Origin of the sequence: Paraclostridium dentum (assembly GCF_012922555.1) — a bacterium.
GTDB classification, from domain to species: domain Bacteria; phylum Bacillota; class Clostridia; order Peptostreptococcales; family Peptostreptococcaceae; genus Paraclostridium; species Paraclostridium dentum.
Genome location: NZ_WIPK01000001.1, coordinates 1,027,519 through 1,053,568, shown reverse-complemented (window position 1 = coordinate 1,053,568; position 26,050 = coordinate 1,027,519). Strand labels below are relative to the sequence as shown.

The following is a 26,050-nucleotide window of genomic DNA, read 5'->3' as shown; positions in this document are numbered from 1 at the left end:
AAATATATAGTTAGATAAAAGGCTGTACCAAAGAAGTTAAAACTTTGATACAGCCTTTTTATATAGCTTAAAGTCTCATTTTAATGTGAGGAATTCCACACTCATCATATATATCTGAAATTTCTTTAAATCCAAGAGAAGAATATAGATTTTTAATATATTCTTGAGCAGAAATTGTTATATTATTTTCATTTAGCTCTGTTTTTATAAAGTTTATAGCATGGCGCATCATTTCTTGGGCAATCTTTTTACCTCTATGGTCTTTTAAAACTAACACACGTCCTATAGATGTATCTGTATATGGACTAAATGTTTTTGGAATTATCCGAGCATAAGCAATTACTACATTTTCTTCTTCAAGAAATATATGATAACAATTTTTGTCAACATCGTCGAAGTCATTTTCTTGGAAGATTTTCTGTTCGCATCCGAATACATCATACCTAGCTTTTGCTATTTCATAAAATTCATTTACATTTAAATCCTTAAAATGTTTTAATTTATACATAAATATAACCTCCTAAAAATTTTTAAAGAATATCTTGTAAAGTGTATTCACTTAATTTATTTTTAAATGATATTAAAGCTTCGTTTAAAATAGGTTTTAATTTGCAACGTTTTGTAAGGTTACAAGTATTGTTTTCTTTAGAAAAACATTCTACTATGTTCAAATTGTCTTCTGTTATATCTAGTAGTTGTCCTAAGTTTATATCTTTTGGGTTCATAACTAGTTTTATTCCACCGTTACGTCCTTTTGAGGATAATATATAGTTGTTTTTTGCTAATTTATATACAATTTTTTTTATATGATGAGTAGATAAACCAAGTATATCGGATAGTTCATCTACTGTAAAAAGTTCATTTGGATGGTTACCTAAATAAATAAGTATTCTAAAGCTATAGTCAGTAAATTTTGATAAGTACATAATTCACTCCTTTTTTTAATAATTTAATATAGTAGTATTATTATATTAATTAAATACTATTAAACACAAGAGTAAATACAAAATTTAAATTAAATAAATTTTTATTTCATAAAATTAATAAAAATGTAACATATGTTACAGATAAAAAGAAAAATAAGGAATATAATGTGTATATAAAATAAACATTTAAAAATTGGAGGAATAATTATGGAAAATAAAATGTTTTGTTTTCAATGTCAAGAAACAGCAGGCTGTACAGGATGTACAAAATTTGGAGTTTGTGGGAAATCACCAGATTTAGCTAGAATGCAGGACTTATTAATATACGTAACTAAAGGATTATCAGAAGTTACAACAAGACTTAGAAAAGAAGGAAAAGAAGTAAGTGGTGAAGTAGACCACTTAATAACTATAAATTTATTTACTACTATAACAAATGCAAATTTTGATGATGAAATATTCTATATAAGAGTAAAAGAAACTTTAGAAACAAAAGAAGCATTATTATCTAAATTAAATAATAAAGAAAATTTATCAGAAGCTGCATTATGGACTGCAAACTCAAATGAAGAAATGGATGAAAAGTCAACTAAGGTTGGAGTTTTAGCAACTAAAGATGAAGATATAAGAAGCTTAAGAGAATTAATAATATATGGATTAAAAGGTTTAGCAGCATACATGAAGCATGCTAATGCATTAGGATATGATGATGAAAAAATAAATGCTTTTATGCAATCAACTTTAGCTAAGACTTTGGATGAAAACTTAAGTGTAGATGAATTAATAGGATTAACTTTAGAAACTGGTAAAGTTGGAGTAGACGGAATGGCTTTACTTGATAGCGCAAATACAGGAACTTATGGACATCCAGAAATAACTAAGGTTGATATAGGAGTTAGAAATAACCCAGGAATACTTATATCAGGACATGATTTAAAAGACTTAGAACTATTATTAAAACAAACAGAGGGAACTGGAGTAGATGTATATACTCACTCAGAAATGCTTCCAGCACACTACTATCCAGCATTTAAAAAATATTCTCACTTTGCAGGAAATTACGGAAATGCTTGGTGGAAACAAAAAGAAGAGTTTGAAAGTTTTAACGGGCCAATATTAATGACTACAAACTGTATAGTACCACCAAAAGATACTTACAAAGATAGAATATATACTACAGGAGCTGCTGGATTTGCAGGAGTTAAACATATAAAAGGTAAGAGTGAAGACGATAAAGACTTCTCAGAAATAATAGAACAAGCTAAAAACTGTCAACCTCCTACAGAAATAGAAAGAGGAGAAATAGTTGGAGGATTTGCACATAATCAAGTATTTGCATTAGCAGATGCAGTAGTAGATGCAGTGAAAAGCGGAGCTATAAAGAAATTCTTTGTTATGGCAGGATGTGACGGAAGAGCTAAATCTAGAAACTACTATACAGAATTTGCAGAGGCTCTACCAAAAGATACAGTGATTTTAACTGCAGGATGTGCAAAATATAAGTACAATAAGTTAAACCTAGGAGATATAAATGGAATACCTAGAGTATTAGATGCAGGACAATGTAATGACTCATACTCATTAGCACTTATTGCATTAAAACTTAAAGAAGTATTTGAATTACAAGATATAAACGAATTACCAATAGCATTTAATATAGCATGGTATGAACAAAAAGCAGTAATAGTATTACTATCACTATTATACTTAGGGGTAAAAAATATACACTTAGGACCAACATTACCAGCATTTTTATCACCAAATGTAGCTAAAGTATTAGTTGAAAACTTTGGTATAGGTGGAATAACAAACGTTGAAGATGATTTAAAAATGTTTTTAGGATAATTTTATAAAAAAGGATGGCTCTACAATAAGTAAAGCCATCCTTTTTTATAAATATAATAAGTTATAAGATTAAAATATTAATTATATAGCTATATTTTAAAAAATTTGTGAAATACTAACAATGTTATTGAAATTTCACAAGGAGGAATTTTTATGGAAAATAATATGGCTATGGAATATCCAATGTTTTGCTATCAATGTGAACAGACTGCTGGAGGCAAGGGCTGTACTAAGGTAGGCGTTTGTAGCAAAACACCAGAAATTGCAGCTCTTCAAGACTTGTTAATATATCAAATTAAAGGAATAAGTTGTTACGCAAAAGAGTTAATAGATAAAGGTGAAAAGATAGATAAGGAAATTGTAAGCTTTGTTGAAAACTCTTTATTTACCACTCTTACTAATGTAAACTTTGATGGAGATGTTCATGAAAAAATGCTTAGACAATCACAAGAAATAAAGCAAAGTCTAAGAAGTAGAGTTTCAAGTTGTTCTAATTGCTGTGAACAAGCTGAATATAACTTAAGTGATACTAGGGACCAAATGTTAAAAGATGCTAAGCGTGCAGGAATAATGTATGATCAAAATTTAGATCCAGATATAAGAAGTTTAAGACAAACAATAATATATGGTTTAAAAGGAATATCTGCATATGGACATCAAGCTAGAGAATTAGGTTATTTTAACGATCAAGTTGATGAATTTTATTTTAGAGCATTAGCTGCGACAACAGATGATAAATTATCTGTTAATGACTTAATAACATGGACTCTAAGAACTGGTGACATGAGCGTTGCAGTTATGCAAAAACTAGATGAGGCAAACACAACTATATATAAAAATCCTTCTCCTCATAAAGTAAATGTTCACATTAAAAAAGGTCCATTTATTATAGTTTCAGGACATGATTTAAAAGATTTAGAAATGATTTTAAAACAAACTGAAGGAAAAGGAATAAACATTTATACTCATGGAGAAATGATACCATGTCATGGGTACCCAGAACTTAATAAATATCCTCATTTAGTAGGAAATTTTGGTGGTGCTTGGCAAGATCAGCAAAAAGAGTTTGATAATATACCAGGGTGTATTTTAATGACTACAAACTGTCTTATGAAGCCTAGAGATTCATATAAGGATAGAATATTTACTACGAGTGTAGTTGGATGGGATGGAGTAAAATACATAGGCAAAACTGGTGATGGAGAAAAAGATTTTAGTGAGATTATAAATAAGGCATTAGAATTAGGTGGATTTAAAGAAGATCAAGAGCCACACGAAATTTTAGTTGGATTTGGTCATAATGCCACTTTAAGTAATGCTCCAGCTATAATTGATGCTGTAAAATCAGGTAAATTAAGACATTTCTTCTTAATTGGAGGGTGTGATGGAGCAAGACCTGGAAGAAATTACTATACAGAATTTGCTCAGAAAGTACCTAAAGACTGCATAATACTTACGCTAGCTTGTGGTAAGTATAGATTTAATAAATTAGATTTTGGAGAAGTTGCTGGATTGCCAAGACTTTTAGATGTAGGACAATGTAATGATGCTTACTCAGCTGTAAGAATTGCTTTAGCTTTAGCTGATGCGTTTGACACTGATGTAAATAGCTTACCACTATCTATAATTTTATCTTGGTATGAGCAAAAAGCAGTAGCAGATTTATTAGCTCTATTGTCTTTAGGAATAAAAGGAATATACTTAGGACCATCAATACCGGCATTTTTAAGTCCTAACGTACTTCAATATTTGGTAGACACATTTAATTTACAAACTATAAGTACTCCAGATAAAGATTTAGCATCTTGCTTAGAAGTTCCATCTAAGTAAATCAATTGAATGTAACCAGAGTTACGTAAATTTATTTATATAAAGTTTATAATATATATAATATAATGTTAAAAAATTAAAAAATACTATTTTAAAATTAAAATAAAAGGAGATAAAAATATGAAAGCATTTGTAGATAGAGATGGTTGTATAGGATGTCAAGCGTGTGCAGGAACTTGCCCAGAGGTATTTAGTATGGATGACGATAATATATCAGTACCTATAAAAGAAGATATACCTGAAGACGTATTAGATTCAGCAAAGGATGCTAGAGATGGTTGTCCTGTTTCTGTTATAAGCATAAAATAATTTATACAAAGGAGAGATTACTATGATAACTAAAGATACTATAATAGCAGATATAATAAAAGCTAAACCTAATGCAGCACAAATACTTATGAATTATGGGATGGGATGTATAGGATGCCCCTCAGCTCAAATGGAAAAGTTAGAGCAAGCATGTGAAATACATGGATTAGATTTAGAAAAAATATTAAAAGAATTAAATGAAGCATAATTACAAAAGGATTACCAGTTTATTTGGTAATCCTTTTATTTAATATAGTTTATATTAAATAGTGTAACCAGCGTTACAGAAAATAAAAATTAAATAATATATAATTTAAATATAGAAAGTTAAGAAAAAAGAAATTTTAAAAGTATATTTAAAATACTTATTTAAAATAAAGATTTAATAAATATAGGAGGTTTTATTATGAGCTTATTTTTAGGAAAAATTCACTACTGGTTATTTAATAAAATACTTTGGTTTGAAGATTTAGAAAGCGAAATAATAAATTTAGCAGAGGCTGAAGGACTAGACATAGAAAAGTTAAATAAACAAATAAATTTAAAGTATGGAGAAAAATTAGAAAGCAAAAAATTAGAAGACATTATTGATACAGGAAATATACATGGATGGCTGCAAGAAAAAATACACTCATCAGAAGGAAGAATGGCATTGTGGACATCTAAAATTTTAGAAGATAATCCAGACTCATTGAAAAAAATAGAAAATATCTATAGAAATCAAGGGGTAAAAGCTGGTAAGGAATTAAGTTCTGTAAAAAATATTACTAATGCAAAAGAAATATATAATAGTATAAATGATTATATATTAGATGGAATGCCATGTGATAGAATAAATGAAGTAATCGTTTTAGAAGATGATGTCGTAAGATGGAAACGAAGAATATGTGTGCATAAGGAAATATGGGAAAATGAGAATGTAGATGTTAATATATTTTATAATCTTAGAGATTTATGGATAGTATCATTTGTAAATACCATAAACAATGATTTTGAATATACAAAAACTGATGATGAGAATTATGTAATAAAAAAATATAAAAATTAAAAATAGTAACTTATGTTACAGATTCAAAATAAATTAAACTATATAATGTGTATATAAAATAAACATTTATAAAATTGGAGGAAATATTATGGAAAATAAAATGTTTTGTTTTCAATGTCAAGAAACAGCTGGGTGTACAGGATGTACAAAATTTGGAGTATGTGGAAAATCACCAGATTTAGCTAGAATGCAGGATCTTTTAATATATACAACTAAGGGATTATCAGAGGTTACAACAAGACTTAGAAAAGAAGGTAAAAAAGTAAGCAGCAATGTAAATCATTTAATAACTATAAATTTATTTACGACTATAACTAATGCAAACTTCGATGATGAAGTATTTTATGCAAGAGTAAAAGAAACATTAAAAACAAAAGAAGATTTATTATCGCAATTAAGCAATAAGTCTAATTTATCAGAAGCTGCATTATGGAATGCAAGTTCAAATGCAGAAATGGATGTTAAGGTAAGTATATTAAGTAAAATTAAAGATGCAATATTAGGAAGTGGAAAAGAGTTAACAAATGATGATATAAATAAATTATTAGATGAAAAGTCAACTAAAGTCGGAGTCTTAGCAACTAAAGATGAAGATATAAGAAGCTTAAGAGAATTAATAATATATGGGTTAAAAGGATTATCAGCATACATGAAGCATGCTAATGCATTAGGATATGATGATGACAAAATAAATGCTTTTATGCAAGCAACTTTAGCTAAGACTTTAGATGATAGCTTAAGTATAGATGAATTAATAGGATTAACTTTAGAAACTGGTAAAGTTGGAGTAGACGGAATGGCTTTACTTGATAGTGCAAACACAGGGACTTATGGACACCCAGAAATAACTAAGGTTGATATAGGAGTTAGAAATAACCCAGGAATACTTATATCAGGACATGATTTAAAAGACTTAGAATTATTATTAAAACAAACAGAGGGAACTGGAGTAGATGTATATACTCACTCAGAAATGCTTCCAGCACACTACTATCCAGCGTTTAAAAAATATTCTCACTTTGCAGGAAATTATGGAAATGCTTGGTGGAAACAAAAAGAAGAGTTTGAAAGTTTTAACGGACCAATATTAATGACTACAAACTGTATAGTACCACCAAAAGATACTTACAAAGATAGAATATACACTACAGGAGCTGCTGGATTTGTAGGAGTTAAACATATAAAAGGTAAGAGTGAAAACGATAAAGATTTTTCAGAAATAATAGAACAAGCTAAAAACTGTCAATCTCCTACAGAAATAGAAAGAGGGGAAATAGTTGGAGGATTTGCACATAATCAAGTATTTGCATTAGCAGATGCAGTAGTAGATGCAGTGAAAAGCGGAGCTATAAAGAAATTCTTCGTTATGGCAGGATGTGATGGAAGAGCTAAATCAAGAAACTACTATACAGAATTTGCAGAGGCACTACCAAAAGATACTGTGATTTTAACTGCAGGATGTGCGAAATATAAATACAATAAGCTAAACTTAGGAGACATAAATGGAATACCTAGAGTATTAGATGCAGGACAATGTAATGATTCATATTCATTAGCACTTATTGCATTAAAACTTAAAGAAGTATTTGAATTACAAGATATAAACGAATTACCAATAGCATTTAATATAGCATGGTATGAACAAAAAGCAGTAATAGTATTACTATCACTATTATACTTAGGGGTAAAAAATATACACTTAGGGCCAACATTACCAGCATTTTTATCGCCAAATGTAGCTAAAGTATTAGTTGAAAACTTTGGTATAGGTGGAATAACAAATGTTGAAGATGATTTAAAAATGTTTTTAGGATAATTTTTTAAGTATAGTCTACATTGAGTAGGCTATACTTTTATTTTAATAAAAAAGTTCAGGCATATAATTATTCATCTAAATTTAAAATTCAAGACAAAATCATAAACTTTATATGTAGAAATAAATATTTTTTTACACAATATGTTAATATAGTTATATAAATTAATATTTGGAGGAAATCATATGAAAAAAATATTTATTTCTATATGTATGATTGTATCTATATTTATGCTAACTGGATGCGTAAATTCAGATATAACACTTAATATAGATAAAAAAGGAAATGCAAGTGTTACAGCACAAATTTTAAGTAGTGATTATTTAATGGATGGTATAAATGAGCAAGAATTAAAATCAAATTACGATAATGTTGAGAAAATAACAGAATCAGGAAAAACAGGATATAAAATAACTGAAAAATTAGGAAATATTGCAAACTTAAAACAAAATAATAGTAAGGGAATAGAAAAGTTTGGAGATTTAGTAAGCGTAAAAAAAGAAGATAGCTTTTTATCTAACACATACGATATAAATATAAAATTAAAAGACTATATAAGCAAAAACATGAGTAAAGAAGAAATGGGAATGTTAAATTTATTTGGATCAGGATTTGATTTGAATTTCAATTTAAATACACCTATAGAATTAGTAGAATCAAATGCTAATTCAAACTCAAAAAAAGATGGAATATATAATTATAACTGGAATTTAAACTTATCAAACTTAGAAAATATACATGTAAAAGCAAAAATTCCAAATGTACAAAATATAGTAATAATATCTATTTTAGGAATAGTTTTAATTTTAGGATTAGCCATATTTATTCTTAAAAAAAGAAAAAATAAGAATAACAAATAATAAATAATAAAAATTATGTTGTACATCATAAAAATGTCTGCTATAATTACAGTGAATTAAACAGATAATAATCACTAAATAGTGAATATTATCTGTTTAAAAAAACTTAATAGGCAAAATTAGGGAAATCTAATGACGCAAAGCTATAGGGGCTAAGGTATGTTTATACATATTATGCCAGCCAGTTGCCAAAGAGTATACATACTTTTTGTTTTTATACGGCATTATTATATGTCTTATTAACTATACCATTAAACTACTCTTTAGGAGTGGTTTTTTTTGTTAAGTAAAAAACAAAGGTTAATAAGATGCATAAGAGTGTGAGATTATAAGCGTCTAGTTTTTATATCAAGATTAACCTAGTATAGCCCAGTTGGAGGGAAAGAATGAAAAATTTAAAAAGATTAAGGAAACGTAGAAGTAAAGTGCTAGTAGCTATAATGATGTCTATGCTTATAACACAAGGGTTATATTCAAGTGATAGCATAATTGTAAGTGCGCAAGAACAAACTGCGAATCATTCTAAAAACACAGTTAACCATAATCAAAAAAGAAATGTTATGTATTATGGAGACTGGTCAATTTGGGGAGGACAGGAAAACTTTTATCCAAAGGATATACCAGCAGATAAATTAACTCATTTGAATTTTGCTTTCTTAGATTTTGATTCAAATGGAAACTTAAAATTTACAGATAAAGATGCTGCTGTTGGAGCACCTGTAGGTCAAGATGGTGTTCAATGGGGAGCTGCTAATGCTGGTGTATTAAGTGCATTTCAAGAATTAAAAGCAAAAAATCCAAACTTAAAAATAGGAGTGTCTCTTGGAGGATGGTCAAAATCAGGTGATTTTTCTGAAGTAGCAGCAAATCCAGATAAAAGAGCAAATTTAGTTAAAAATGTATTGAAATTTATTGAGTACACAAACATGGATTTTGTAGATATTGACTGGGAATATCCATGTGATGTTAGGCAACCTGATTTGGTAGACAACAAAAACGATGAAGGTACACCTAATGCAACTAAAGCAGATAAAGAAAATTATATAAAACTTTTACAAGAATTCAGAACAGAACTTAATAAACAAAGTAGTAAACTAAGTAAGGATTATGAACTATCTGTAGCAATACCTGCACCTAAGAGCAAAGTCGATTTAGGCATAGATGTAGAAAATCTTTTTAACATTGTAGATTTTGCAAATATAATGACCTATGACATGAGGGGAGCATGGGATGAATATAGCGGTCATCAAACAGCGCTTTATCCAAACGAAAGTGACCCTATAAAGGGGAATAATTTATCAATAGATGAGACTGTTGATTACCTAGTAGATAAAGGAGCTGAAAAAGATAAAATTGTAATAGGAGCAGCTTATTATAGTAGGGGCTGGGATAAAGTTGAAAAAGGTAGTAACAATTCTTTGCCAGGAATTTTTAACAGGGCTTCAATAACTACAAAAGATGCAGATCAGACACCATCAAGAGGAGCTATAAATGAAGCTCCATTAGCGTCAGGAGATGGAGGACGCATGGGCGGAGTGTGGTCATACAGAAGTTTAGATAAATTAAAATCAAAGTATCCAGGACTAAAAGAATATTGGGATGATATAGCAAAAGCACCGTATCTTTATGATGAAAGTGCTGGAAAGCTTTTTACATATGATAATGTAAAATCAATAACAGAAAAAACAAAATATGTAAATGATAATAACCTTGGAGGTATGATAGGATGGATGGCCTCTCAAGATGCTAAAACGGATTCTAGTAAAAGAGATGAATTGACAAAAGCATCTAAAGAGGGACTTTTCGGAAGTGGAAAATTACCACAAAATGAAATAACTTTTTCAAAATTAGATGTTAAAACATCAATAAGCCCGTATGAAGAACAATGGGGTGAAGATAAAAATGGATATGAGATAGCTATAAAAAATAATGAAGTATTACAAGAGTCACAGGATGTTTTAGCCTCAGTAGAAAAAGGTTCTGAAACTATAAAAGCTCCTAAATTATATATAAAAAGTGATAAAGCTTTAAAAGCAGGCGATCACATGGCTGGAAATGTCACTTATGAAAATGGGTATACAATAGTAGATTTACAGTCTGTTTGGGAAGGTAAAAATATAGAACCTGGAAAAACATATACTTTTAAATTAAAGGGAGATGCAAATATATCAGGAATAGATCTTGTTCAGCGAATGTCTGATAATGGTATAGATATGTATAGACAATCAATACTAGAGGATTCAGAAGTGAAACCTCCAGGAAATCAAGCTCCGGTAATACATGGTGTAGATAATAAGACTATAAACATAGGGGATTCATTTGATAAATTAGCAGGGGTAACAGCTACGGACAATGAAGACGGAGATATAACAAATAAAATAAATGTTATTGGTTCTGTGGATACGAATAAAGAGGGTAGTTATAAGTTAGTCTATTCAGTTGAAGACAACAAAGGTTCAAAAGCAGAAAAAGAGAGAGTTATAACAGTAGTAAAAAAAGGTGAGGAGCCATCACAAGATACATATGATCCAAATAAAATATACTTAGCAGGGGATTCAGTTGTATTTAAAGGAGAAAAGTATATAGCTAAATGGTGGATAAAAGGAGAAGATCCAGATAAATCTCAAGCATGGGAAAAGGTAATAACTCCAAATGAAGATGGAACTATAGATTATTATGAAGGTATGATTTGTAATGGTGGAGAGTATGTAAAATATAATAATCACGTATACAAGGCTAAATGGTGGACAAACACAGTTCCAGGTAGTGATGCTTCTTGGGAATTTATAAAATAAATAATTATTAAAGGGGAGAATGAATATGAAACACTTAAAAAAATTAAATAAAAAAATAGTATTCACATTAATGGTATCTATGATTATGGCATCAGGAATTTCAATGTATGATGGAATAAAGGTTAATGCACAAGAAAATAAGACTACGAATATAAGTTATTCAAATAAGAGTGTTAATTTTGGAGTAGGGCAAGGTATTGAGTGGCCAACTCAAGTTAATGCACCTTATGTTGACATGGTTGCATGGATAACAAAACCTGGATACACAAATAATGGGACTGTAAACTTAAAAAGAATAACTGAAGATAGTGGAGTAAAATTCTTCAATTTAGGATTTATACAATCAACGGGTAAAATTGAAAATAATAAGGTGAAATGGGGATGGGGTGGATTCTCTGTTTTAAATGAAGATAATAATGACAATACACAATATCAAGGTATGAAACAATCTATTAAAGAATTAAGAGATATTGGAGGAGATGTAACGGTAGCATTTGGAGGATTAAATGGGGTTACATTTTGGGAGCAAACTCAAGATGTAAATGTCTTATACAATACATATAAAGAAATTGTAGATGGTTATGGATTAACAAGAATAGATTTAGATATTGAAGGAGGAGCAGCTCAAAGTAAAGCCTTAAACATAACAAATGCTAAAGCTATAAAGAAAGTTCAAGATGAAACAGGAGTGGATGTAGTATTAACATTACCTGTTTTACCAAGTGGATTAACATCAGTTCAACTTGATGTTTTAGAGGCATATCTATCTCAAGGAGTAGATATAGAACTTGTAAATATAATGACTATGTGTTATGGAAATGGAACTTTACTACCAGGTGAAAATTATGGAACAGCCTCTATAAGAGCTATTGATAATACTAAAAATCAAGTACAACAGTACTTTAAAAAATACGCAAATATATCTTTAACAGATAGTGAAGCGTATAAAAAAGTAGGGACAACTTCATCTATTGGATTTGAAGGAGAAGCTCACCCTATATTTGGAACTGATTGGGCTAAGTTAGTTGTTGACCACTCTATAGAAAAAGGATTAGGAATGACATCTTTCTGGTCAATGAATAGGGATGCTATGTTAGAAACTAACAAAGGGGTGACAAGTCAATATCAGTTCACAGATATATACAAAACTTTTGGAGAGGGTGCAGAACCAGGAGATCCTCAACAGAATCAAGCACCTACATTACATGGAATAGACAATAAAACTATATATGTAGGAGATAAGTTTGACGAATTAGAAGGGGTAAGTGCTGAAGATAGAGAAGATGGAGATTTAACATCTAAGATAAAAGTCGAAGGAAAAGTTGACACAACTAAAGCTGGAGATTACAAAATAAGTTATTCTGTAGCAGATAGTGAAGGTTTAACAACTAACAAACAGAGAACAATAACAGTTAAAGAAAAGCCAGATCCATCACAAGATACATATGATTCGAATAAAATATATCTAGAGAGAGATTCAGTTGTATTTAAAGGAGAGAAATATGTAGCTAAATGGTGGGTAAAAGGTGAAGATCCAGATAAATCTCAAGCATGGCAAAAAATAGTGACTCCAAACGAAGATGGAAGCATAGATTATTATGAAGGATTAGTTTGCCAAGGAGGAGAGCTTGTAAGATATAATGGGCACACATATAAAGCTAAATGGTGGACAAACACAACTCCAGGAAGCGATGATACTTGGGAGTTAATTAAATAAATAAACAAAAAATAGCTGAATAAATTTCAGCTATTTTTACGCGTACATCCTATAAATTAAAAATCTTTCACAACAGTCCTTTTCATACAATCCATGAAGTTTGACCTCTTCATAAAGTAAAAATCCAGTGTTATTTTCTAGAAAATATATATAATCTTCTGAAGGATAATATAGTATTAAATCTATAACTCTTGGATTTTTTTCATAAGAGTCTAAAATATTATTTACTATTTTTCTAAAGATAGTAACTGAAAATGGATTGAAAAAATAGAATTTGTTTTCTACAGACTTAATTTGGTAATCTTGACCTAAAATACAATTAAAATCTATTTGACTAGAAAGTCGCTTATGCTTGTCTAAGTAATTTTCTTTATTGATTAGGCAATCCTGATAATAAGTTTCATCCATTTCTATACCTGTAGCATTACATTTGAAAAAACTATTAAGATAGAATATAAGTCTGCCTTTGCCGCATCCAAAATCAACTACATTATCCGTTTTATCCATAGTGTATGTTTTAAATAATATATCAAGTGCGATATATGACGTAGCTTGATATGGGTGGTAGTGGGTAACACTAGAATCCCAAAGTTTTTCACCCATAGTATTTATGTTTAATAAATCTTCATAAAATTTTTCATCCATAAAACTTCCTCTTTCAAATTTAGTTAAATTTTAAAATCAAAACACAAATAACATTATACATAATATTTACAATATTATGCACATGACTTTTAGTTTTTGTAGATTTTATGTATAATATAAGAGTAATATATAAATTAAAAATTGTGAACGGCGATTTTTATAAAGTTTATTATACAATAGGAGGGATTAGATGGTTAAATTAATAGCAACGGATATGGATGGGACATTACTAAATAGTAATCATGAAATTCCAAAAGATTTTAAAGACACTATAAATGCTTTAAAAGAAAAAGATGTAATGTTTGCTATATCTACAGGAAGAAACTATTTAGATATATCTTATCAATTTGATGATTATAAAAAGGAAATATTATTTATTTGTGAAAATGGAACAGGAATATATTATAAAGATGAATGTATATATTCAAAGTTCTTGGAAAAGGATACCATAAAGCAATTGGTAGAACTTGGGCGTGAAGTAGATAATGCATATCCTATGTTATGTGGGACTAAAGGGCTATATTTAGAAGATGAAGAAGCTTTAAAACAGTTAAATATACTTTTCCCTATGAATGTGCCAGTTACAAAAGTAGATTCATTATTAGATGTAGAAGATGGAATATTTAAAGTTAATATGTTTGATTTAACTGATGCTGAAACTAATAGTTATTCAATATTTAAAAGTGCGAATATCGATGGGGTAACATTAACTCCTTCAGGTAAATATTGGTTAGATATGTCTAGTTTTGGAACAAATAAAGGACTTGCAATTAAAAAAGTGCAAGACATGTTTGATATAGATTATAAAGAAACTATGGTCTTTGGTGATCATTTAAATGACTTAGAAATGATGAAGAGTGCTTATTATAGTTATGCTATGAAAAATGGTCATGATGATGTAAAAGAGATTGCAAACTTTGAAACTAAATACACAAATGAAGAATGTGGTGTAACAAAGACTATAAAAGAAGAAGTTTTACAAGCTAAGGAATTAGCATAATATAAATTAAAAATAATGAGGGTTATTTAACCCTCATTATTTTTTGTATCATAAGGTTTTATAGTTGTATTTATTAAAAAGGCAATAAATACACCCATTAAAGTATCGAAAGTTCTTAAAAAAACATAAGAAATAGCATTTTCATTAGTGTAATTTATCATTATACTTAAAAATACTACACAACCTAAACTACAAGCTTCTTGAGCTTTGAACATATTACATAGGTGTATAACGGTCGATATTCCAATACCAAGTAAAATCGGATTTGTATATTTTATTGAAGTGAAATTAACTAACCATATAAGTAACACGCTAAATAACCCACCTATTAGAGTACCTATTATACGATGTTTGCCAGCATTTATAGAGCTTTCAATAGTATTTCCCATACATAATATAGTTGCAACACAAACATAGAAGTAATCAGTTCTACCTAACAGAGAATATATAACTATGCTTAAAAATACGGCTATTCCTGTTTTTATATTTCTATAGCCTATAGTTGGCAACATTCTCACCTCTCTTTTAATATAGTATGTATTATATTTAACGAAATTTTACATGGAATAAATAGTAAAAAATATTATAAGACAGGTTATCTTCAATATATTTTTATATAAATATATTAAAAAGGTTGCATATTAAAGTAAAAACATATATTATTGTATTAAGTGATTAATACAATAAGGAAGTGATACAATTTGACTTGGGAATTTGATAATAACAAACCTATATATTTGCAGCTAATTGATATATTAAAGTTGAAAATTATATCTGGTGAATTTGAAATAGGTTCTAAACTAAGTTCTGTAAGAGATATGGCATCAGAAGCAGAAGTAAATCCAAACACTATGCAAAGGGCTCTAGCTGAATTAGAAAGGGAAGGGTTACTGCATAGTCAAAGAACAAGTGGTAGATTTGTGACAAATGATGAAGAAAAAATTAAATTTATGAGAAAAGAAATAGCAGACAGAGAAATAAATTCACTAAAAGAAAAGTTAATACAATTAGGATACAAAAAAAATGAAATTATAGAGATTGTAAAAAATAATATAATGGAGGATTAATATGAGTCAAAATATAGCTGAGTTTAATGATGTATATAAGAAGTATGGTAAGAAACAAGTATTAGAAGAGTTTAATTTAAACATACCTAAAGGTAAAATAGTAGGTTTATTAGGTCCAAATGGAAGCGGAAAAACTACTATGATAAAGTTGCTAAATGGGTTAACGCAATGTGATAAAGGAAATGTTTTTATAAATGGATTGAAACCATCTGTAAAAACTAAAGAAATTGTATCTTATTTGCCTGATAGAAACTATTTAAATGAAGATATGAATGTAAAAGAACTTTTAAAATTATTTAGTGATTTTTATAAAGACTTTGATATAAATAAAGCAAAAGAAATGATTAAAAATTTAAATTTAGAAGAAAATGAAAAAATAAAATCTATGTCTAAAGGGACTAAAGAAAAAGTAGGATTAATATTAGTAATGTCAAGAAATGCAAAATTATATATACTTGATGAGCCTATAGGAGGAGTTGATCCAGCATCTAGAGCTTATATAATAAAAACTATACTTAAGAATTTTAATGAAGATTCAACTCTTTTAATTGCAACACACCTTATAAATGAGATTGAAAATATTTGTGATGAAGTTATTATAATTTCTAAAGGAGAAATTTTACTAAAAGGAAATGTAGATGAAATTAGAGAAGAAAAAGGAATGTCTATAGATACTTTATTTAGGGAGGAATTTAAATGTTAGGAAAGTTATTAAAATATGAATTAAAATCAACTGCTAAATTTTTTGTACCTATGTACTTTGCAATACTAGTAATAACAACTTTAAACTCTATATTTATAAGAAAAAATGTTTTTGTGGAGGCACAAGGAATAATAAATATGGTTATAGGGGGGCTATTTATAGCAATAACAACCCTAACTATAGTAATTATAGTTAAACGATTTAAAAAGAACTTACTGGGAGACGAAGGTTATTTGATGTTTACTCTTCCTGTAAAAAGTAGCAGTCTTATATTATCAAAATATATATCTGCTTTAATATGGGTTTTATTAACTATGATAGTTAGTTCAATGGCAATAATTATATACTCTAATGCACTATTTACTGATATCGGAGGATTATTTGGAGATGGAACAATGTTTTCTATAAATAGCATAATGATTTCAGGCAAACAATTAGTTAGAAATAATCAAGATATTATAATAATTGCTAGTGTAGTAGGATTAACTTTAAGTGCAATTTCTATAGTTGTATTTGTTATTTACAATTCGATAGCAATAGCTCAATTACCTATTTTCACTAAACATAAAACTGTAGTTAGTATAATATCATTCTTTGTAATAGGAAAAATTATAAGCGTTATTTATGATTTTGTGAATAATTTTACACCACAAATGAATATTTCAAATCTAGAGTTCATTCAAGCTTTTACAAAAGTGACTACAATAGGAATTTTAGAAAATATATTTATAGTTATTATTTTATTTATAAGTCTTAACTATACTTTAAGTAAAAAACTTAATTTAGACTAATAAGGTAAATTTTATATCGTTTAAAAATTTTAAAAAATCATAACCTAATCTTAAGTAAATTAAGAAAGGGTGATTATATGAAAAAGTCTAAAAAATATGATGAATACAAAAATGAAGCTCAAAATTTTCAATCTATGGTGAATCATTCACAACGAAACTCAGAGTTTGAATCTCAATTAGAGGAAAGTCAAACTGTTGATAAAAAAATGGCTTCAAAAAGACAAGGAGCATTAACTAAGCAAATAAGTAATTAATGTAAAGTTGAATTTTGTCGAATTAAAAAAATAAAATAGTACATCATAATAAGGAACAAAATAGGTAACAAGAAAGGGACTATTTAAAATGAAAAATTCTATGAAAAATCAATCATTAAATTCTATGCAAAATAATGCTCAACCTAATATGCAAAGCGTATCTGAGATGAACATGCAAAATAGTGGAAATCTAAACATGCAAAACAATGTTCAACCAAATATGCAAAATAATGCTCAACCTAATTTACAAAGTGTATCTGAAATGAATATGCAAGATAGTGTTGAACCAAACTCTCAATTCTCATCAAGTGTGGGTGCTAAGGGAATGGCTGACAAAAATGATTATGCAAAAAAACAAATGCAAAATAATGAATTAAATTAATATAATGAAAAAATACACATTTGATTATCAAGTGTGTATTTTTTTGCCTAATTTAAGACTATTAAAAAATTAGTAAACATATAATTTCAAATACATAAAATGTTATAAATATATAATTTACAGGAGATATATTAAGAAAATTTATATGAGTAAAATAATCTAGGGGGGATTATAGATGGACTCAAAAATAAAAAAATACGTAGATAATTTGTTTGAAGAAGTACCAAAAACAAGAAAAACTTATGAGATTAAATCAGAATTAATATCGAGTATAAGTTCAAAATACAATGATTTACTAGACTCAGGATTAAATGAAGAAGAAGCTTATTTAAAAGCTATAGAAAATGAAGTTAATATAAATAATATTATTAAAGAAAATGAAAAAGATTTAAAAGAAAGTGAAGAATATAGAAAAAAATGCTCAAAACGATATTCAATAGGAATAATGTTATATATACTATGTCCAACACCGGTAATACTTTTAGGAGATAGAGGATTTCCACAAGACAGGATAGGGGTAATTTTACTTCTTGCAATGGTAGCTATAGCAACTTCAATTTTGATATATAATGGATATAATAAGCCTACAACTTCAATGATAGATGATGAATTATATGCTGAATTTATAAATTGGAAAAAGTTAAGTGATAAAGATAGAATTTTAGAAAGAAGAATAAAGTCAATATTAAATTCATTAATTTTATTAATTTACCTTATAGTAAGTTTTACTTATAATAACTGGGAAATTTCGTGGATTATATTTATCATAGGTGGTATTATTAGAAATATCATAATAGAATGTTTTGAATATAAAAACAATTAATATAAAGACTGTAGTTAAAAAAATAAACTACAGTCTTTATTATTTTTACTAAAAAATATATAATAAAGGTTATGACTTAAAAGAAATTAGGTGAGTAAATGGATTTTAAAATAGTAAATGAAGTTTTACTACAAAATATAGACAGATATAGACTAGATAGATCTAGAGACTATTATAAACAAGGATATATAGAAGAAAGCTTTTTTTCGAAAGAGGAAGATAAAATAAGTTTATACGGTACAGTAGCATCAAAATACCAAAGAGAAATTTATAATAGCTTTTTAATAATAGACTTAAATGATAAAAAAATTATAAGCAGCGGATGCACATGCGAGGATTTTAATCAAAATACAACTCTTAACAATCACTTTATATGTAAGCATATAGCATGTATAACACTAAAGGAAATTGACAATTTGAAATCTAATATAGTAAACAATTTAAAATTAAAGACTATGGATATAAAAGAACAAACTAGACCGAAAGTAAATACAAGATTTATAAATAAAGATTTACTGAACTATTTTAAAGTAATTCCAAAAGAGAAAGTAAATTTGGAAGTAGATATAACTAGTTATTTAAATCAAACTTTAGAGGTTGAATTTAAGATAGGTAATGACAAAATGTACACTCTAAAAGATTTTAAACAATTTGCGACTTCAAGAGTAGATGGAAATCCAATAATGTATGGAAAAGATTTTATATATGATCCCAAGAGTAGTTACTTTGAAGATGATGAAGAATTAGCACAGTTTATAGAAGACTATGGACTAAGTTTAGTAGATAATATAAACTCAAGAAAAAATAGATATATGATATTAAATCCTAGTTTACTAAAAAGGTTAATGGAAAAGCTTAAATATAAAGAATTTACGTTTAACTATAATAGAAAAACATATAATCCTCAGATAATAAATGGATATGTGCCAATTGATGTAGAAATTAAAAAGGTAGAAGATAAAATAGTTATACTTAATAATGATAATTTACCTGTTCCTCTATCAAAAAAAGGAGATGTAGTCTTTTATGAAGGCAATATATATTTAATTTCAGGGGCTAATGGAATATACTATAAAAAATTATATGAATTATTAAATGAGAATAAATCCATAGAGTTTGAGGACGATGAAATTAGCGAATGTTTAACTAATTTAATCCCTAAGTTAAAAGAAATATCTAATAATTTGAATATGGATGAAAGTATTATAAACAATATAACTAAAGACTTAACAGTAAATTATTACTTCGACTTAGACGATTCAAGAATTATCTGTGATGTAAAAATGCACTATGAAGGTGAAAAAGATGGCAAATTTGTTATAAGAGATATTGAGAAAGAAGAAGAAGCTGTATATAGGCTCTACACAAATTATTTTGAAAGAGAAAAAGATAAATATGTGTTTAGAGGCACAGACTCTCATCTATATGATTTTTTAACTACAGAAATTAATAGGTTAAAAAATATTGGACAAGTATACTATTCAGATAAATTTAAAGAAAAGAAGGTCTATAACTCCTCCAATATAAAAGTAGGTTTAGGAGAGGAGATAAACCACTATCTTGAATTTAAGTTTAAAATAGAAGATGTAGATGAAAGAGAATATAAGGAAATTATAAAATCTTTTAAGGCAAATAAAAGATTTTATAAACTTAAAAATGGAAATTTTATAAATTTAGAAGATGATCAAACAAAAGAGTTATTTAAGCTTATGGAAAGCTTAGGATTTACTAATAGCATTAAAGAGATGAATGTACACAAAAGTAAAGCAATGTATATAAATAATCTTTTAATAGAAAAGAAAATACCCTATATAGAAGGTATTGAAAATACAAAAAATACAGTAGATAAATTTAATAATATAAAAGATGAAAATTATGAAGTGCCGAAAAGTTTAAATGCTGATTTAAGAGACTATCAAGTTGAAGGTTTCAAGTGGTTTAAAAGCTTAAAATCTTGCGGATTTGGAGGCGTTTTAGCTGATGAAATGGGGCTTGGAAAAACAATACAAACAATAACTTTTTTATTGTCTCAAAAAGAAGCTAAAAGCATGGTGATTACTCCAACATCTCTTATACATAACTGGAAAAGTGAGTTTGAAAAATTTGCTCCAAGCTTAAGAATAGGCATAGTTCATGGAAATAAAAAAGAAAGAGAAAGTACAATAAATAATATTGAAAGTTTTGATGTTTTATTAACTACATACGGTTCCTTAAGAAATGATAATGATAAGTATGAAGATATTAATTTTGACTGCTTGATTATAGATGAAGCACAAAATATTAAAAACCCAACATCTATAACAACCGATGCTGTTAAAAATATAAAAGCTAAATGTAAGTTTGCCCTTACAGGAACACCTGTTGAAAATAACTTAGCAGAACTGTGGTCTATATTTGATTTTATAATGCCTGGTTATTTATATAATTTAAATAAATTTAGTTCTATTTTTATAAAAGATGAAAGTAATTTAATTAGATTAAAGAAACTTATAAAACCGTTTATTTTAAGAAGGACTAAAAAACAGGTAATTACAGAATTGCCAGACAAAATAGAAACAAAATTTTTAGTTGAATTAGGAAAAGAACAACGTAAAATATACAAAACATATGTTGATGAAATTCAAAGAAAGTTACAAGATAAATATGAAAGTAATGATAAAATAACTGTTTTAGCATATTTGACGAAGTTAAGACAACTATGTTTGGACCCAAGTTTGATAGTTAGTGATTATAAAGGAAAAAGTTCAAAAATAAACGCATGTGTAGAAATAGTAAAAGATAGTATATCAAATAATGATAAAATTTTGGTGTTCTCTCAATTTACAAGTGTGCTTAAAAATTTAGCATATATATTAGATAAAGAAAATATAGAATATAATTATTTAGATGGACAAACTAAAGCTAAAGATAGAATTGAACTTGTGAATGACTTTAATGAAAATAATATTAAAAAAGTATTTTTAATTTCACTAAAAGCAGGAGGAACTGGATTAAACCTAACTTCTGCAAATAAAGTAATTCACTTTGATCCATGGTGGAATGTATCTGTTGAAAATCAAGCTAGTGATAGAGCTCACAGGTTAGGGCAAAAACAGGTTGTTGAAGTTATAAAGTTGATAGCTAAAGGAACTATAGAAGAAAAAATTATAAAACTTCAAGATGATAAACTTAAAATGATAGATGATATAATAGGAAATGAATTATCTGATTCAAACACTTTTAAAAATTTATCAAATGATGAAATTTTAGATTTATTGACATAATTTAAGAAAGGTAAAAATGACATGAGTAAAAATATATTTAATGGAAAAAAATTAAAAAATGCTAGGACGTATAGAGCTAAAACAGTAGATATGGTGGCTAGCGAAACTAAAATCAATAAAAAGGATATATTAGCTTTTGAAGCTGACAAGTATAAGCCAACACTAGAAAATGAAATGAAATTAGCTAATGCTTTAAGTTTTCCAAAGGATTACTTTAGTGAAAAAGATAAAGTTAACGTAGTAGTTGAAAATACACATATTAGAACTGAGTCAACTTTACCTAGAGTAGAAGATATAGCATTAAAAGAAAAACTAGTTATGACTCACAGGGTGCTTAATTTTATACAAGGATATATAAAGTTCCCAGAAATGAATTTACCAAATAATTTAAATAGAAACGATGACATAGAAGTACTAGCTGAAAAAACAAGAGGATATTTCAACTTGGACAATGGACCTATAGGTAATATGGTTAACTTGCTTGAGATAAATGGAATTTTTATATCTGCCACTAACATAGATAAAAAAGGTGCTCTTGCATTTAGCCAGAAACAAAGTATAGATAAAGAAAGCAGATATTTTATAACTCTAGGAAATGATAAAAAATCAGCTTCTATAAGAAATTATGATTTAGCATATGAACTAGCTTATATAGTATCTAATGAAGCAAATATACAATCTAAGAAATTCTCGAAAGATGAGTTTGCTTGTGCATTTTTAATGCCTAAAGACTCATTTTTAAATGATTTAGAAGGAACTCAAGAGTTAGAAGATTTTATAGAATTAAAAAGTAAATGGATAGTTCCTATATGGGCTATGATTCTTAGAGGTTATCAATTAGGAAAAATAAGTTATAAAAAGTATATGTACTTAATGAACGAAATGGATAAAAATGGATGGAGTAAGAAAGAGCCATTAGATAGTAATATAAAGTCTTCGCATCCAATTCTTTTAAAAAAATCATTTGATATGCTAATTGAAGGGAAGATTATGAATGAAGGTCTATTTATGAATAACCTAATAAATTATGGTCTTAGTATATATCCAAAAGATGTAGAAGAGTTACTTGGATTAAAAGAAGGGACTTTATCTAAGAGTATAAATAAGAGCAATAAAGATAATGTAAAAAAAGTTAACTTTAGAAAATAAAAAAAGGGCTATATTAATTTTTTAATATAGCCCTTTAAAATTTACTTAAAATACTATAAGTATATAAACCATAGAAATTATAGCAACTGATAGCCATGTTACTCCATCTAAAATCATAGGTTTTATTCCTTTTGTAACTAAATCTTTTATATTAATTAATCTTATTGTAAAATTCTATGTACTCCTCAGCATATATAGACTCTTTTAAAAATATAAAATTAAACTCATGAGACAAATTCATTGAATCCACATCTAAAACAACTAATTCTTTATTTTTTATTTCTTCAAGTACGGCAACTTTGTAAATTATAGATATTCCGTAGTTATCTTTAACTAATTCTTTTATTATGTTTATATTTCCGATTTGTAATAATTTTGAAAAATTTTTAGTTGTATAGTTTCTTTCAAATAGCCACATTTCAAAAATATCTCTACTTCCAGAACCCTGTTCTCTTATTATTAGATTTTCTGAAAATAAATCTTCAACTTTAAGATTAGATTTATTACAGATAGGGTTTTTAGGAGAGGATACAAAAACAAAATCTTCGTAGCTCATTAAGTAGGTTTCATAATCAGCTTTGTTAAAATGTCCCTCAATGAAACAAAACTCTAATAAACCTCTTTTTAACATATCTAAAAGATTTTTCGTATTATCTACAATCATTGATAAATTTGAATAAGAATTTTGAGATAAATAACTTTTTATAACATTTGGCATTACAAATTCTCCAATACTTCTAGTTGCTCCAAATGATAAAGGTTTAGCTGAATAATTAGATTTTTTTAAGTTGTTTTGAATAGATAAAGACATAGTTCTTAGTTTTAAAATAGAATCTAAGAATTCTTGTCCAACTTTAGTTAGTATTAATGTTTTGCCTATATAGTTAAATAATTTAATATTGTATTGTGATTCTATATACTTTATATGCTGGCTGACAGCAGGTTGAGTAATACAAAGTCTTTTTGCAGTTTTTGTATAACTTTTAGTCTCGCATAAATCTATAAATGTTTTTAATCTAAAATCTATCATGGTATCCCCCAATACACAGTTTATATAAAAAGTGTACTATAAGTTAAATTTATAAATCAATAATTTTTTATAATTTTACATTATAATACTTGGTTGCTACACTTTAAGTAAGAATAACTTGTTAAAATAATAATTAATATAAACTTGGAGGGATATACATGAATGTGTTAGTTATTGGGGGGGTAGCAGCAGGAACAAAAACTGCAGCTAAACTAAAGAGAGAAAATAGAGATTTTAATGTAACTTTAATTACAAAAGGGGAAAATATATCTTATGCAGGTTGCGGACTTCCATATTATGTTGGTGGAGTTATAGAAGATAAATCAGATTTAATTGTAAATACGCCTAAAAGTTTTTCGGAGTTAACTCAAGTAGAAGTTAAAACTAGTGTAGAGGCATTGGAGATAGATAGAGATAAAAAGATTGTAAAAGCTTTTGATATTCAAAATAAAGAAGAAATAATCTTTAATTATGACAAGTTAGTTATAGCAACAGGAGCGGATCCTATTAAGCCTCCGATTGAAGGAATAGACTTAGAAGGTGTTTATTATATGAGAACACCAGATGATGCAATTGCTGTTAGAGCGGTAGTAGAAACAAATAATGTAAAAAGAGCAGTAGTTGTAGGAGGCGGATTTATAGGACTTGAAGTAGCTGAAAATCTGCATGAAATGGGTGTTAAAACAACATTAGTTGAAGCGATGGATCACATAATGCCAGGGTTTGATGATGAGGTAAGTTCATATGTTGAAAATGAACTTATAGAAAATGGAATAATGGTTTTAACAGGGGAAAGATTAATTTCTATAGAAGGAGATGAAAAGGTAAGTAAAGTAAGAACAGATAAAAGAGCTATGAAAGCAGATATGATTGTAATGTCTGTAGGTATAAGAGCTAACAGCAATATAGCTGAAACTTGTGGATTAGAGCTGGAGGCCAATAAAACTATAAAAGTTAACGAATACATGCAAACAAATGATGAAAATATATATGCAGTTGGGGATTGTGTAACAGTAAAGAATATATTAAGTGGAAAGCCTGCATGGTCTCCTATGGGGTCATCTGCAAACAAAGAAGGAAGATGTTTAGCTAAAACTTTAGCTGGCAAAAAAACAGAATTTAATGGTGTTTTAGGAACGGGTATAGTAAAGTTACTAAATTTAAATGCAGCAAGAACGGGGCTAACAGAAAAAGAGGCGTTAAATTTAGGGTATAACGTTGAAAGTGTTTTAGTTCCAATAGATGATAAGGCACACTATTATCCAGATTCTAAAATGATAATTATAAAACTTATATCAGATAAAGATAATAAAAAGGTATTAGGAGCACAAGTTTTTGGGGAAGGAAATGTAGATAAGCATATAGATGTAATTTCAACGGCTATAACATTTAATGCAACTATAAATGATTTACAAAATTTAGATTTAGCATATGCACCTCCATTTTCAACTGCTATTCATCCAGTAGGACATGCAGCTAATGTACTTTTAAATAAAATAGATGGAGATGTAAAAACTCTTAGATATGAAGAGTTTTTGAATAATCAAGAAAATTATAAGCTAGCAGATGTAAATAAAACACCTCAATTAGAAGGAGTTACATATATAGATTTAACACAACTTAATGGTAAGATAGATGGATTTGAATTAGATGATAAAATACTTTTAGTATGTGCTAGGGGAAAAAGAGCCTATTTAGCGTACAACAGAATGAAATACTTTGGATACAAAGATGTACAGATATTAGAAGGTGGATTAGCTTTAAATAAGGAATTAAATGTTGAAGTGGGGGTAAATTAA

General features: G+C 27.8%; 24 protein-coding genes and 1 riboswitch. Of the genes, 19 read left to right on the top strand and 5 right to left on the bottom strand.

The window, feature by feature from the left end; genetic code table 11:
• Nucleotides 1-67: 67 nt before the first annotated feature.
• Together GFJ41_RS05085 and GFJ41_RS05080 are read right to left on the bottom strand one after the other, a co-directional pair.
• Nucleotides 68-508 carry a GNAT family N-acetyltransferase gene (locus GFJ41_RS05085; protein WP_170074757.1) on the bottom strand — a complete coding sequence of 147 codons (441 nt, stop codon included), beginning with the start codon at nt 506-508 and terminating at the stop codon, nt 68-70.
• Nucleotides 509-530: 22 nt separating this feature from the next.
• A complete protein-coding gene (locus tag GFJ41_RS05080) occupies nt 531-926 on the bottom strand; it encodes an RrF2 family transcriptional regulator (protein ID WP_035116670.1) in 396 nt (131 codons plus the stop codon).
• Nucleotides 927-1,133: 207 nt separating this feature from the next.
• Between GFJ41_RS05080 and hcp (GFJ41_RS05075) the strand changes: the two genes are divergently transcribed.
• The 9 genes from hcp (GFJ41_RS05075) to GFJ41_RS05035 all read left to right on the top strand — a co-directional run bounded on the left by hcp (GFJ41_RS05075) (nt 1,134) and on the right by GFJ41_RS05035 (nt 13,144).
• Complete coding sequence (gene hcp / locus GFJ41_RS05075; RefSeq protein ID WP_170074756.1) at nt 1,134-2,771, top strand: hydroxylamine reductase; 1,638 nt, start codon at nt 1,134-1,136, stop codon at nt 2,769-2,771.
• A 153-nt stretch (nt 2,772-2,924) separates the two neighbouring features.
• Entirely contained in the window at nt 2,925-4,601 is a 1,677-nt protein-coding gene (gene hcp, locus GFJ41_RS05070) for a hydroxylamine reductase (RefSeq protein ID WP_035116668.1), read from the top strand.
• A 120-nt stretch (nt 4,602-4,721) separates the two neighbouring features.
• A complete protein-coding gene (locus tag GFJ41_RS05065; RefSeq protein WP_035116667.1) occupies nt 4,722-4,910 on the top strand; it encodes a ferredoxin in 189 nt (62 codons plus the stop codon).
• 22 nt (nt 4,911-4,932) lie between these two features.
• Entirely contained in the window at nt 4,933-5,118 is a 186-nt protein-coding gene (locus GFJ41_RS05060) for a DUF1858 domain-containing protein (RefSeq protein ID WP_025163153.1), read from the top strand.
• A 198-nt stretch (nt 5,119-5,316) separates the two neighbouring features.
• Nucleotides 5,317-5,958 carry a hypothetical protein gene (locus GFJ41_RS05055; protein ID WP_170074755.1) on the top strand — a complete coding sequence of 214 codons (642 nt, stop codon included), beginning with the start codon at nt 5,317-5,319 and terminating at the stop codon, nt 5,956-5,958.
• Nucleotides 5,959-6,046: 88 nt separating this feature from the next.
• Entirely contained in the window at nt 6,047-7,774 is a 1,728-nt protein-coding gene (gene hcp / locus GFJ41_RS05050) for a hydroxylamine reductase (protein ID WP_170074754.1), read from the top strand.
• A 183-nt stretch (nt 7,775-7,957) separates the two neighbouring features.
• A complete protein-coding gene (locus GFJ41_RS05045) occupies nt 7,958-8,632 on the top strand; it encodes an LPXTG cell wall anchor domain-containing protein (RefSeq protein ID WP_035116664.1) in 675 nt (224 codons plus the stop codon).
• A gap of 102 nt (nt 8,633-8,734) precedes the next feature.
• Nucleotides 8,735-8,825, top strand: a riboswitch (cyclic di-GMP riboswitch).
• 193 nt (nt 8,826-9,018) lie between these two features.
• Entirely contained in the window at nt 9,019-11,427 is a 2,409-nt protein-coding gene (locus tag GFJ41_RS05040) for a glycosyl hydrolase family 18 protein (RefSeq protein ID WP_081949252.1), read from the top strand.
• A 25-nt stretch (nt 11,428-11,452) separates the two neighbouring features.
• Nucleotides 11,453-13,144: an immunoglobulin-like domain-containing protein gene (locus GFJ41_RS05035; RefSeq protein WP_226890219.1), complete on the top strand. Its 1,692-nt coding sequence runs from the start codon at nt 11,453-11,455 to the stop codon at nt 13,142-13,144.
• A 36-nt stretch (nt 13,145-13,180) separates the two neighbouring features.
• Here GFJ41_RS05035 and GFJ41_RS05030 read toward each other — a convergent pair whose 3' ends face one another.
• Nucleotides 13,181-13,789 carry a class I SAM-dependent methyltransferase gene (locus tag GFJ41_RS05030; protein ID WP_035116662.1) on the bottom strand — a complete coding sequence of 203 codons (609 nt, stop codon included), beginning with the start codon at nt 13,787-13,789 and terminating at the stop codon, nt 13,181-13,183.
• 190 nt (nt 13,790-13,979) lie between these two features.
• Here GFJ41_RS05030 and GFJ41_RS05025 point away from each other — a divergent pair, with 190 nt between their 5' ends.
• On the top strand, nt 13,980-14,789 hold the full coding sequence (locus tag GFJ41_RS05025; protein WP_025162652.1) for an HAD family hydrolase: 810 nt from the start codon (nt 13,980-13,982) through the stop codon (nt 14,787-14,789).
• 26 nt (nt 14,790-14,815) lie between these two features.
• Here the strand turns inward: GFJ41_RS05025 and GFJ41_RS05020 are convergent, their stop codons facing one another.
• The gene (locus GFJ41_RS05020; RefSeq protein ID WP_051170660.1) at nt 14,816-15,301 is read right to left on the bottom strand and encodes an FUSC family protein; all 486 of its coding nucleotides are present in this window, start codon (nt 15,299-15,301) and stop codon (nt 14,816-14,818) included.
• Between the two features lie 189 nt (nt 15,302-15,490).
• Between GFJ41_RS05020 and GFJ41_RS05015 the strand changes: the two genes are divergently transcribed.
• The 8 genes from GFJ41_RS05015 to GFJ41_RS04980 all read left to right on the top strand — a co-directional run bounded on the left by GFJ41_RS05015 (nt 15,491) and on the right by GFJ41_RS04980 (nt 23,221).
• On the top strand, nt 15,491-15,856 hold the full coding sequence (locus GFJ41_RS05015) for a GntR family transcriptional regulator (protein WP_035116661.1): 366 nt from the start codon (nt 15,491-15,493) through the stop codon (nt 15,854-15,856).
• Between the two features lies 1 nt (nt 15,857).
• The gene (locus GFJ41_RS05010; RefSeq protein ID WP_170074752.1) at nt 15,858-16,559 is read left to right on the top strand and encodes an ABC transporter ATP-binding protein; all 702 of its coding nucleotides are present in this window, start codon (nt 15,858-15,860) and stop codon (nt 16,557-16,559) included.
• Entirely contained in the window at nt 16,553-17,350 is a 798-nt protein-coding gene (locus GFJ41_RS05005) for a hypothetical protein (protein WP_170074751.1), read from the top strand. The genes GFJ41_RS05010 and GFJ41_RS05005 overlap by 7 nt, the downstream gene beginning before the upstream one ends.
• 77 nt (nt 17,351-17,427) lie before the next feature.
• Entirely contained in the window at nt 17,428-17,604 is a 177-nt protein-coding gene (locus tag GFJ41_RS05000) for a hypothetical protein (RefSeq protein ID WP_021430791.1), read from the top strand.
• 88 nt (nt 17,605-17,692) lie between these two features.
• Nucleotides 17,693-17,986: a hypothetical protein gene (locus GFJ41_RS04995; RefSeq protein WP_170074750.1), complete on the top strand. Its 294-nt coding sequence runs from the start codon at nt 17,693-17,695 to the stop codon at nt 17,984-17,986.
• Nucleotides 17,987-18,161: 175 nt separating this feature from the next.
• Complete coding sequence (locus GFJ41_RS04990; protein ID WP_170074749.1) at nt 18,162-18,809, top strand: hypothetical protein; 648 nt, start codon at nt 18,162-18,164, stop codon at nt 18,807-18,809.
• Nucleotides 18,810-18,907: 98 nt separating this feature from the next.
• Nucleotides 18,908-22,072, top strand: coding sequence for a DEAD/DEAH box helicase (locus tag GFJ41_RS04985; RefSeq protein WP_170074748.1), 3,165 nt, complete (start codon nt 18,908-18,910; stop codon nt 22,070-22,072).
• A 21-nt stretch (nt 22,073-22,093) separates the two neighbouring features.
• Nucleotides 22,094-23,221 (top strand): XRE family transcriptional regulator, encoded by a 1,128-nt coding sequence (locus GFJ41_RS04980; RefSeq protein ID WP_170074747.1) that lies wholly within the window; start codon nt 22,094-22,096, stop codon nt 23,219-23,221.
• A 151-nt stretch (nt 23,222-23,372) separates the two neighbouring features.
• Here the strand turns inward: GFJ41_RS04980 and GFJ41_RS04975 are convergent, their stop codons facing one another.
• Nucleotides 23,373-24,251 (bottom strand): LysR family transcriptional regulator, encoded by an 879-nt coding sequence (locus tag GFJ41_RS04975; protein ID WP_170074746.1) that lies wholly within the window; start codon nt 24,249-24,251, stop codon nt 23,373-23,375.
• A 158-nt stretch (nt 24,252-24,409) separates the two neighbouring features.
• Between GFJ41_RS04975 and GFJ41_RS04970 the strand changes: the two genes are divergently transcribed.
• The gene (locus GFJ41_RS04970) at nt 24,410-26,050 is read left to right on the top strand and encodes an FAD-dependent oxidoreductase (RefSeq protein ID WP_170074745.1); all 1,641 of its coding nucleotides are present in this window, start codon (nt 24,410-24,412) and stop codon (nt 26,048-26,050) included.

Bases quoted from the DNA above. Each gene is read 5' to 3' on its own strand.
- GFJ41_RS05025 (WP_025162652.1), top strand. From the start codon at position 13,980: ATGGTTAAATTAATAGCAACGGATATGGATGGGACATTACTAAATAGT.
- GFJ41_RS05055 (WP_170074755.1), top strand. From the start codon at position 5,317: ATGAGCTTATTTTTAGGAAAAATTCACTACTGGTTATTTAATAAAATA.
- GFJ41_RS04970 (WP_170074745.1), top strand. From the start codon at position 24,410: ATGAATGTGTTAGTTATTGGGGGGGTAGCAGCAGGAACAAAAACTGCA.
- GFJ41_RS04975 (WP_170074746.1), bottom strand. From the start codon at position 24,251: ATGATAGATTTTAGATTAAAAACATTTATAGATTTATGCGAGACTAAA.
- GFJ41_RS05060 (WP_025163153.1), top strand. From the start codon at position 4,933: ATGATAACTAAAGATACTATAATAGCAGATATAATAAAAGCTAAACCT.
- GFJ41_RS04985 (WP_170074748.1), top strand. From the start codon at position 18,908: ATGGATTTTAAAATAGTAAATGAAGTTTTACTACAAAATATAGACAGA.
- GFJ41_RS05020 (WP_051170660.1), bottom strand. From the start codon at position 15,301: ATGTTGCCAACTATAGGCTATAGAAATATAAAAACAGGAATAGCCGTA.
- GFJ41_RS04990 (WP_170074749.1), top strand. From the start codon at position 18,162: ATGGACTCAAAAATAAAAAAATACGTAGATAATTTGTTTGAAGAAGTA.
- GFJ41_RS05040 (WP_081949252.1), top strand. From the start codon at position 9,019: ATGAAAAATTTAAAAAGATTAAGGAAACGTAGAAGTAAAGTGCTAGTA.
- GFJ41_RS05085 (WP_170074757.1), bottom strand. From the start codon at position 508: ATGTATAAATTAAAACATTTTAAGGATTTAAATGTAAATGAATTTTAT.
- GFJ41_RS05010 (WP_170074752.1), top strand. From the start codon at position 15,858: ATGAGTCAAAATATAGCTGAGTTTAATGATGTATATAAGAAGTATGGT.
- hcp (WP_170074756.1), top strand. From the start codon at position 1,134: ATGGAAAATAAAATGTTTTGTTTTCAATGTCAAGAAACAGCAGGCTGT.
- GFJ41_RS05045 (WP_035116664.1), top strand. From the start codon at position 7,958: ATGAAAAAAATATTTATTTCTATATGTATGATTGTATCTATATTTATG.
- GFJ41_RS05000 (WP_021430791.1), top strand. From the start codon at position 17,428: ATGAAAAAGTCTAAAAAATATGATGAATACAAAAATGAAGCTCAAAAT.
- GFJ41_RS05065 (WP_035116667.1), top strand. From the start codon at position 4,722: ATGAAAGCATTTGTAGATAGAGATGGTTGTATAGGATGTCAAGCGTGT.
- GFJ41_RS05035 (WP_226890219.1), top strand. From the start codon at position 11,453: ATGAAACACTTAAAAAAATTAAATAAAAAAATAGTATTCACATTAATG.
- GFJ41_RS05005 (WP_170074751.1), top strand. From the start codon at position 16,553: ATGTTAGGAAAGTTATTAAAATATGAATTAAAATCAACTGCTAAATTT.
- GFJ41_RS04995 (WP_170074750.1), top strand. From the start codon at position 17,693: ATGAAAAATTCTATGAAAAATCAATCATTAAATTCTATGCAAAATAAT.
- GFJ41_RS05030 (WP_035116662.1), bottom strand. From the start codon at position 13,789: ATGGATGAAAAATTTTATGAAGATTTATTAAACATAAATACTATGGGT.
- GFJ41_RS05080 (WP_035116670.1), bottom strand. From the start codon at position 926: ATGTACTTATCAAAATTTACTGACTATAGCTTTAGAATACTTATTTAT.
- hcp (WP_170074754.1), top strand. From the start codon at position 6,047: ATGGAAAATAAAATGTTTTGTTTTCAATGTCAAGAAACAGCTGGGTGT.
- GFJ41_RS04980 (WP_170074747.1), top strand. From the start codon at position 22,094: ATGAGTAAAAATATATTTAATGGAAAAAAATTAAAAAATGCTAGGACG.
- hcp (WP_035116668.1), top strand. From the start codon at position 2,925: ATGGAAAATAATATGGCTATGGAATATCCAATGTTTTGCTATCAATGT.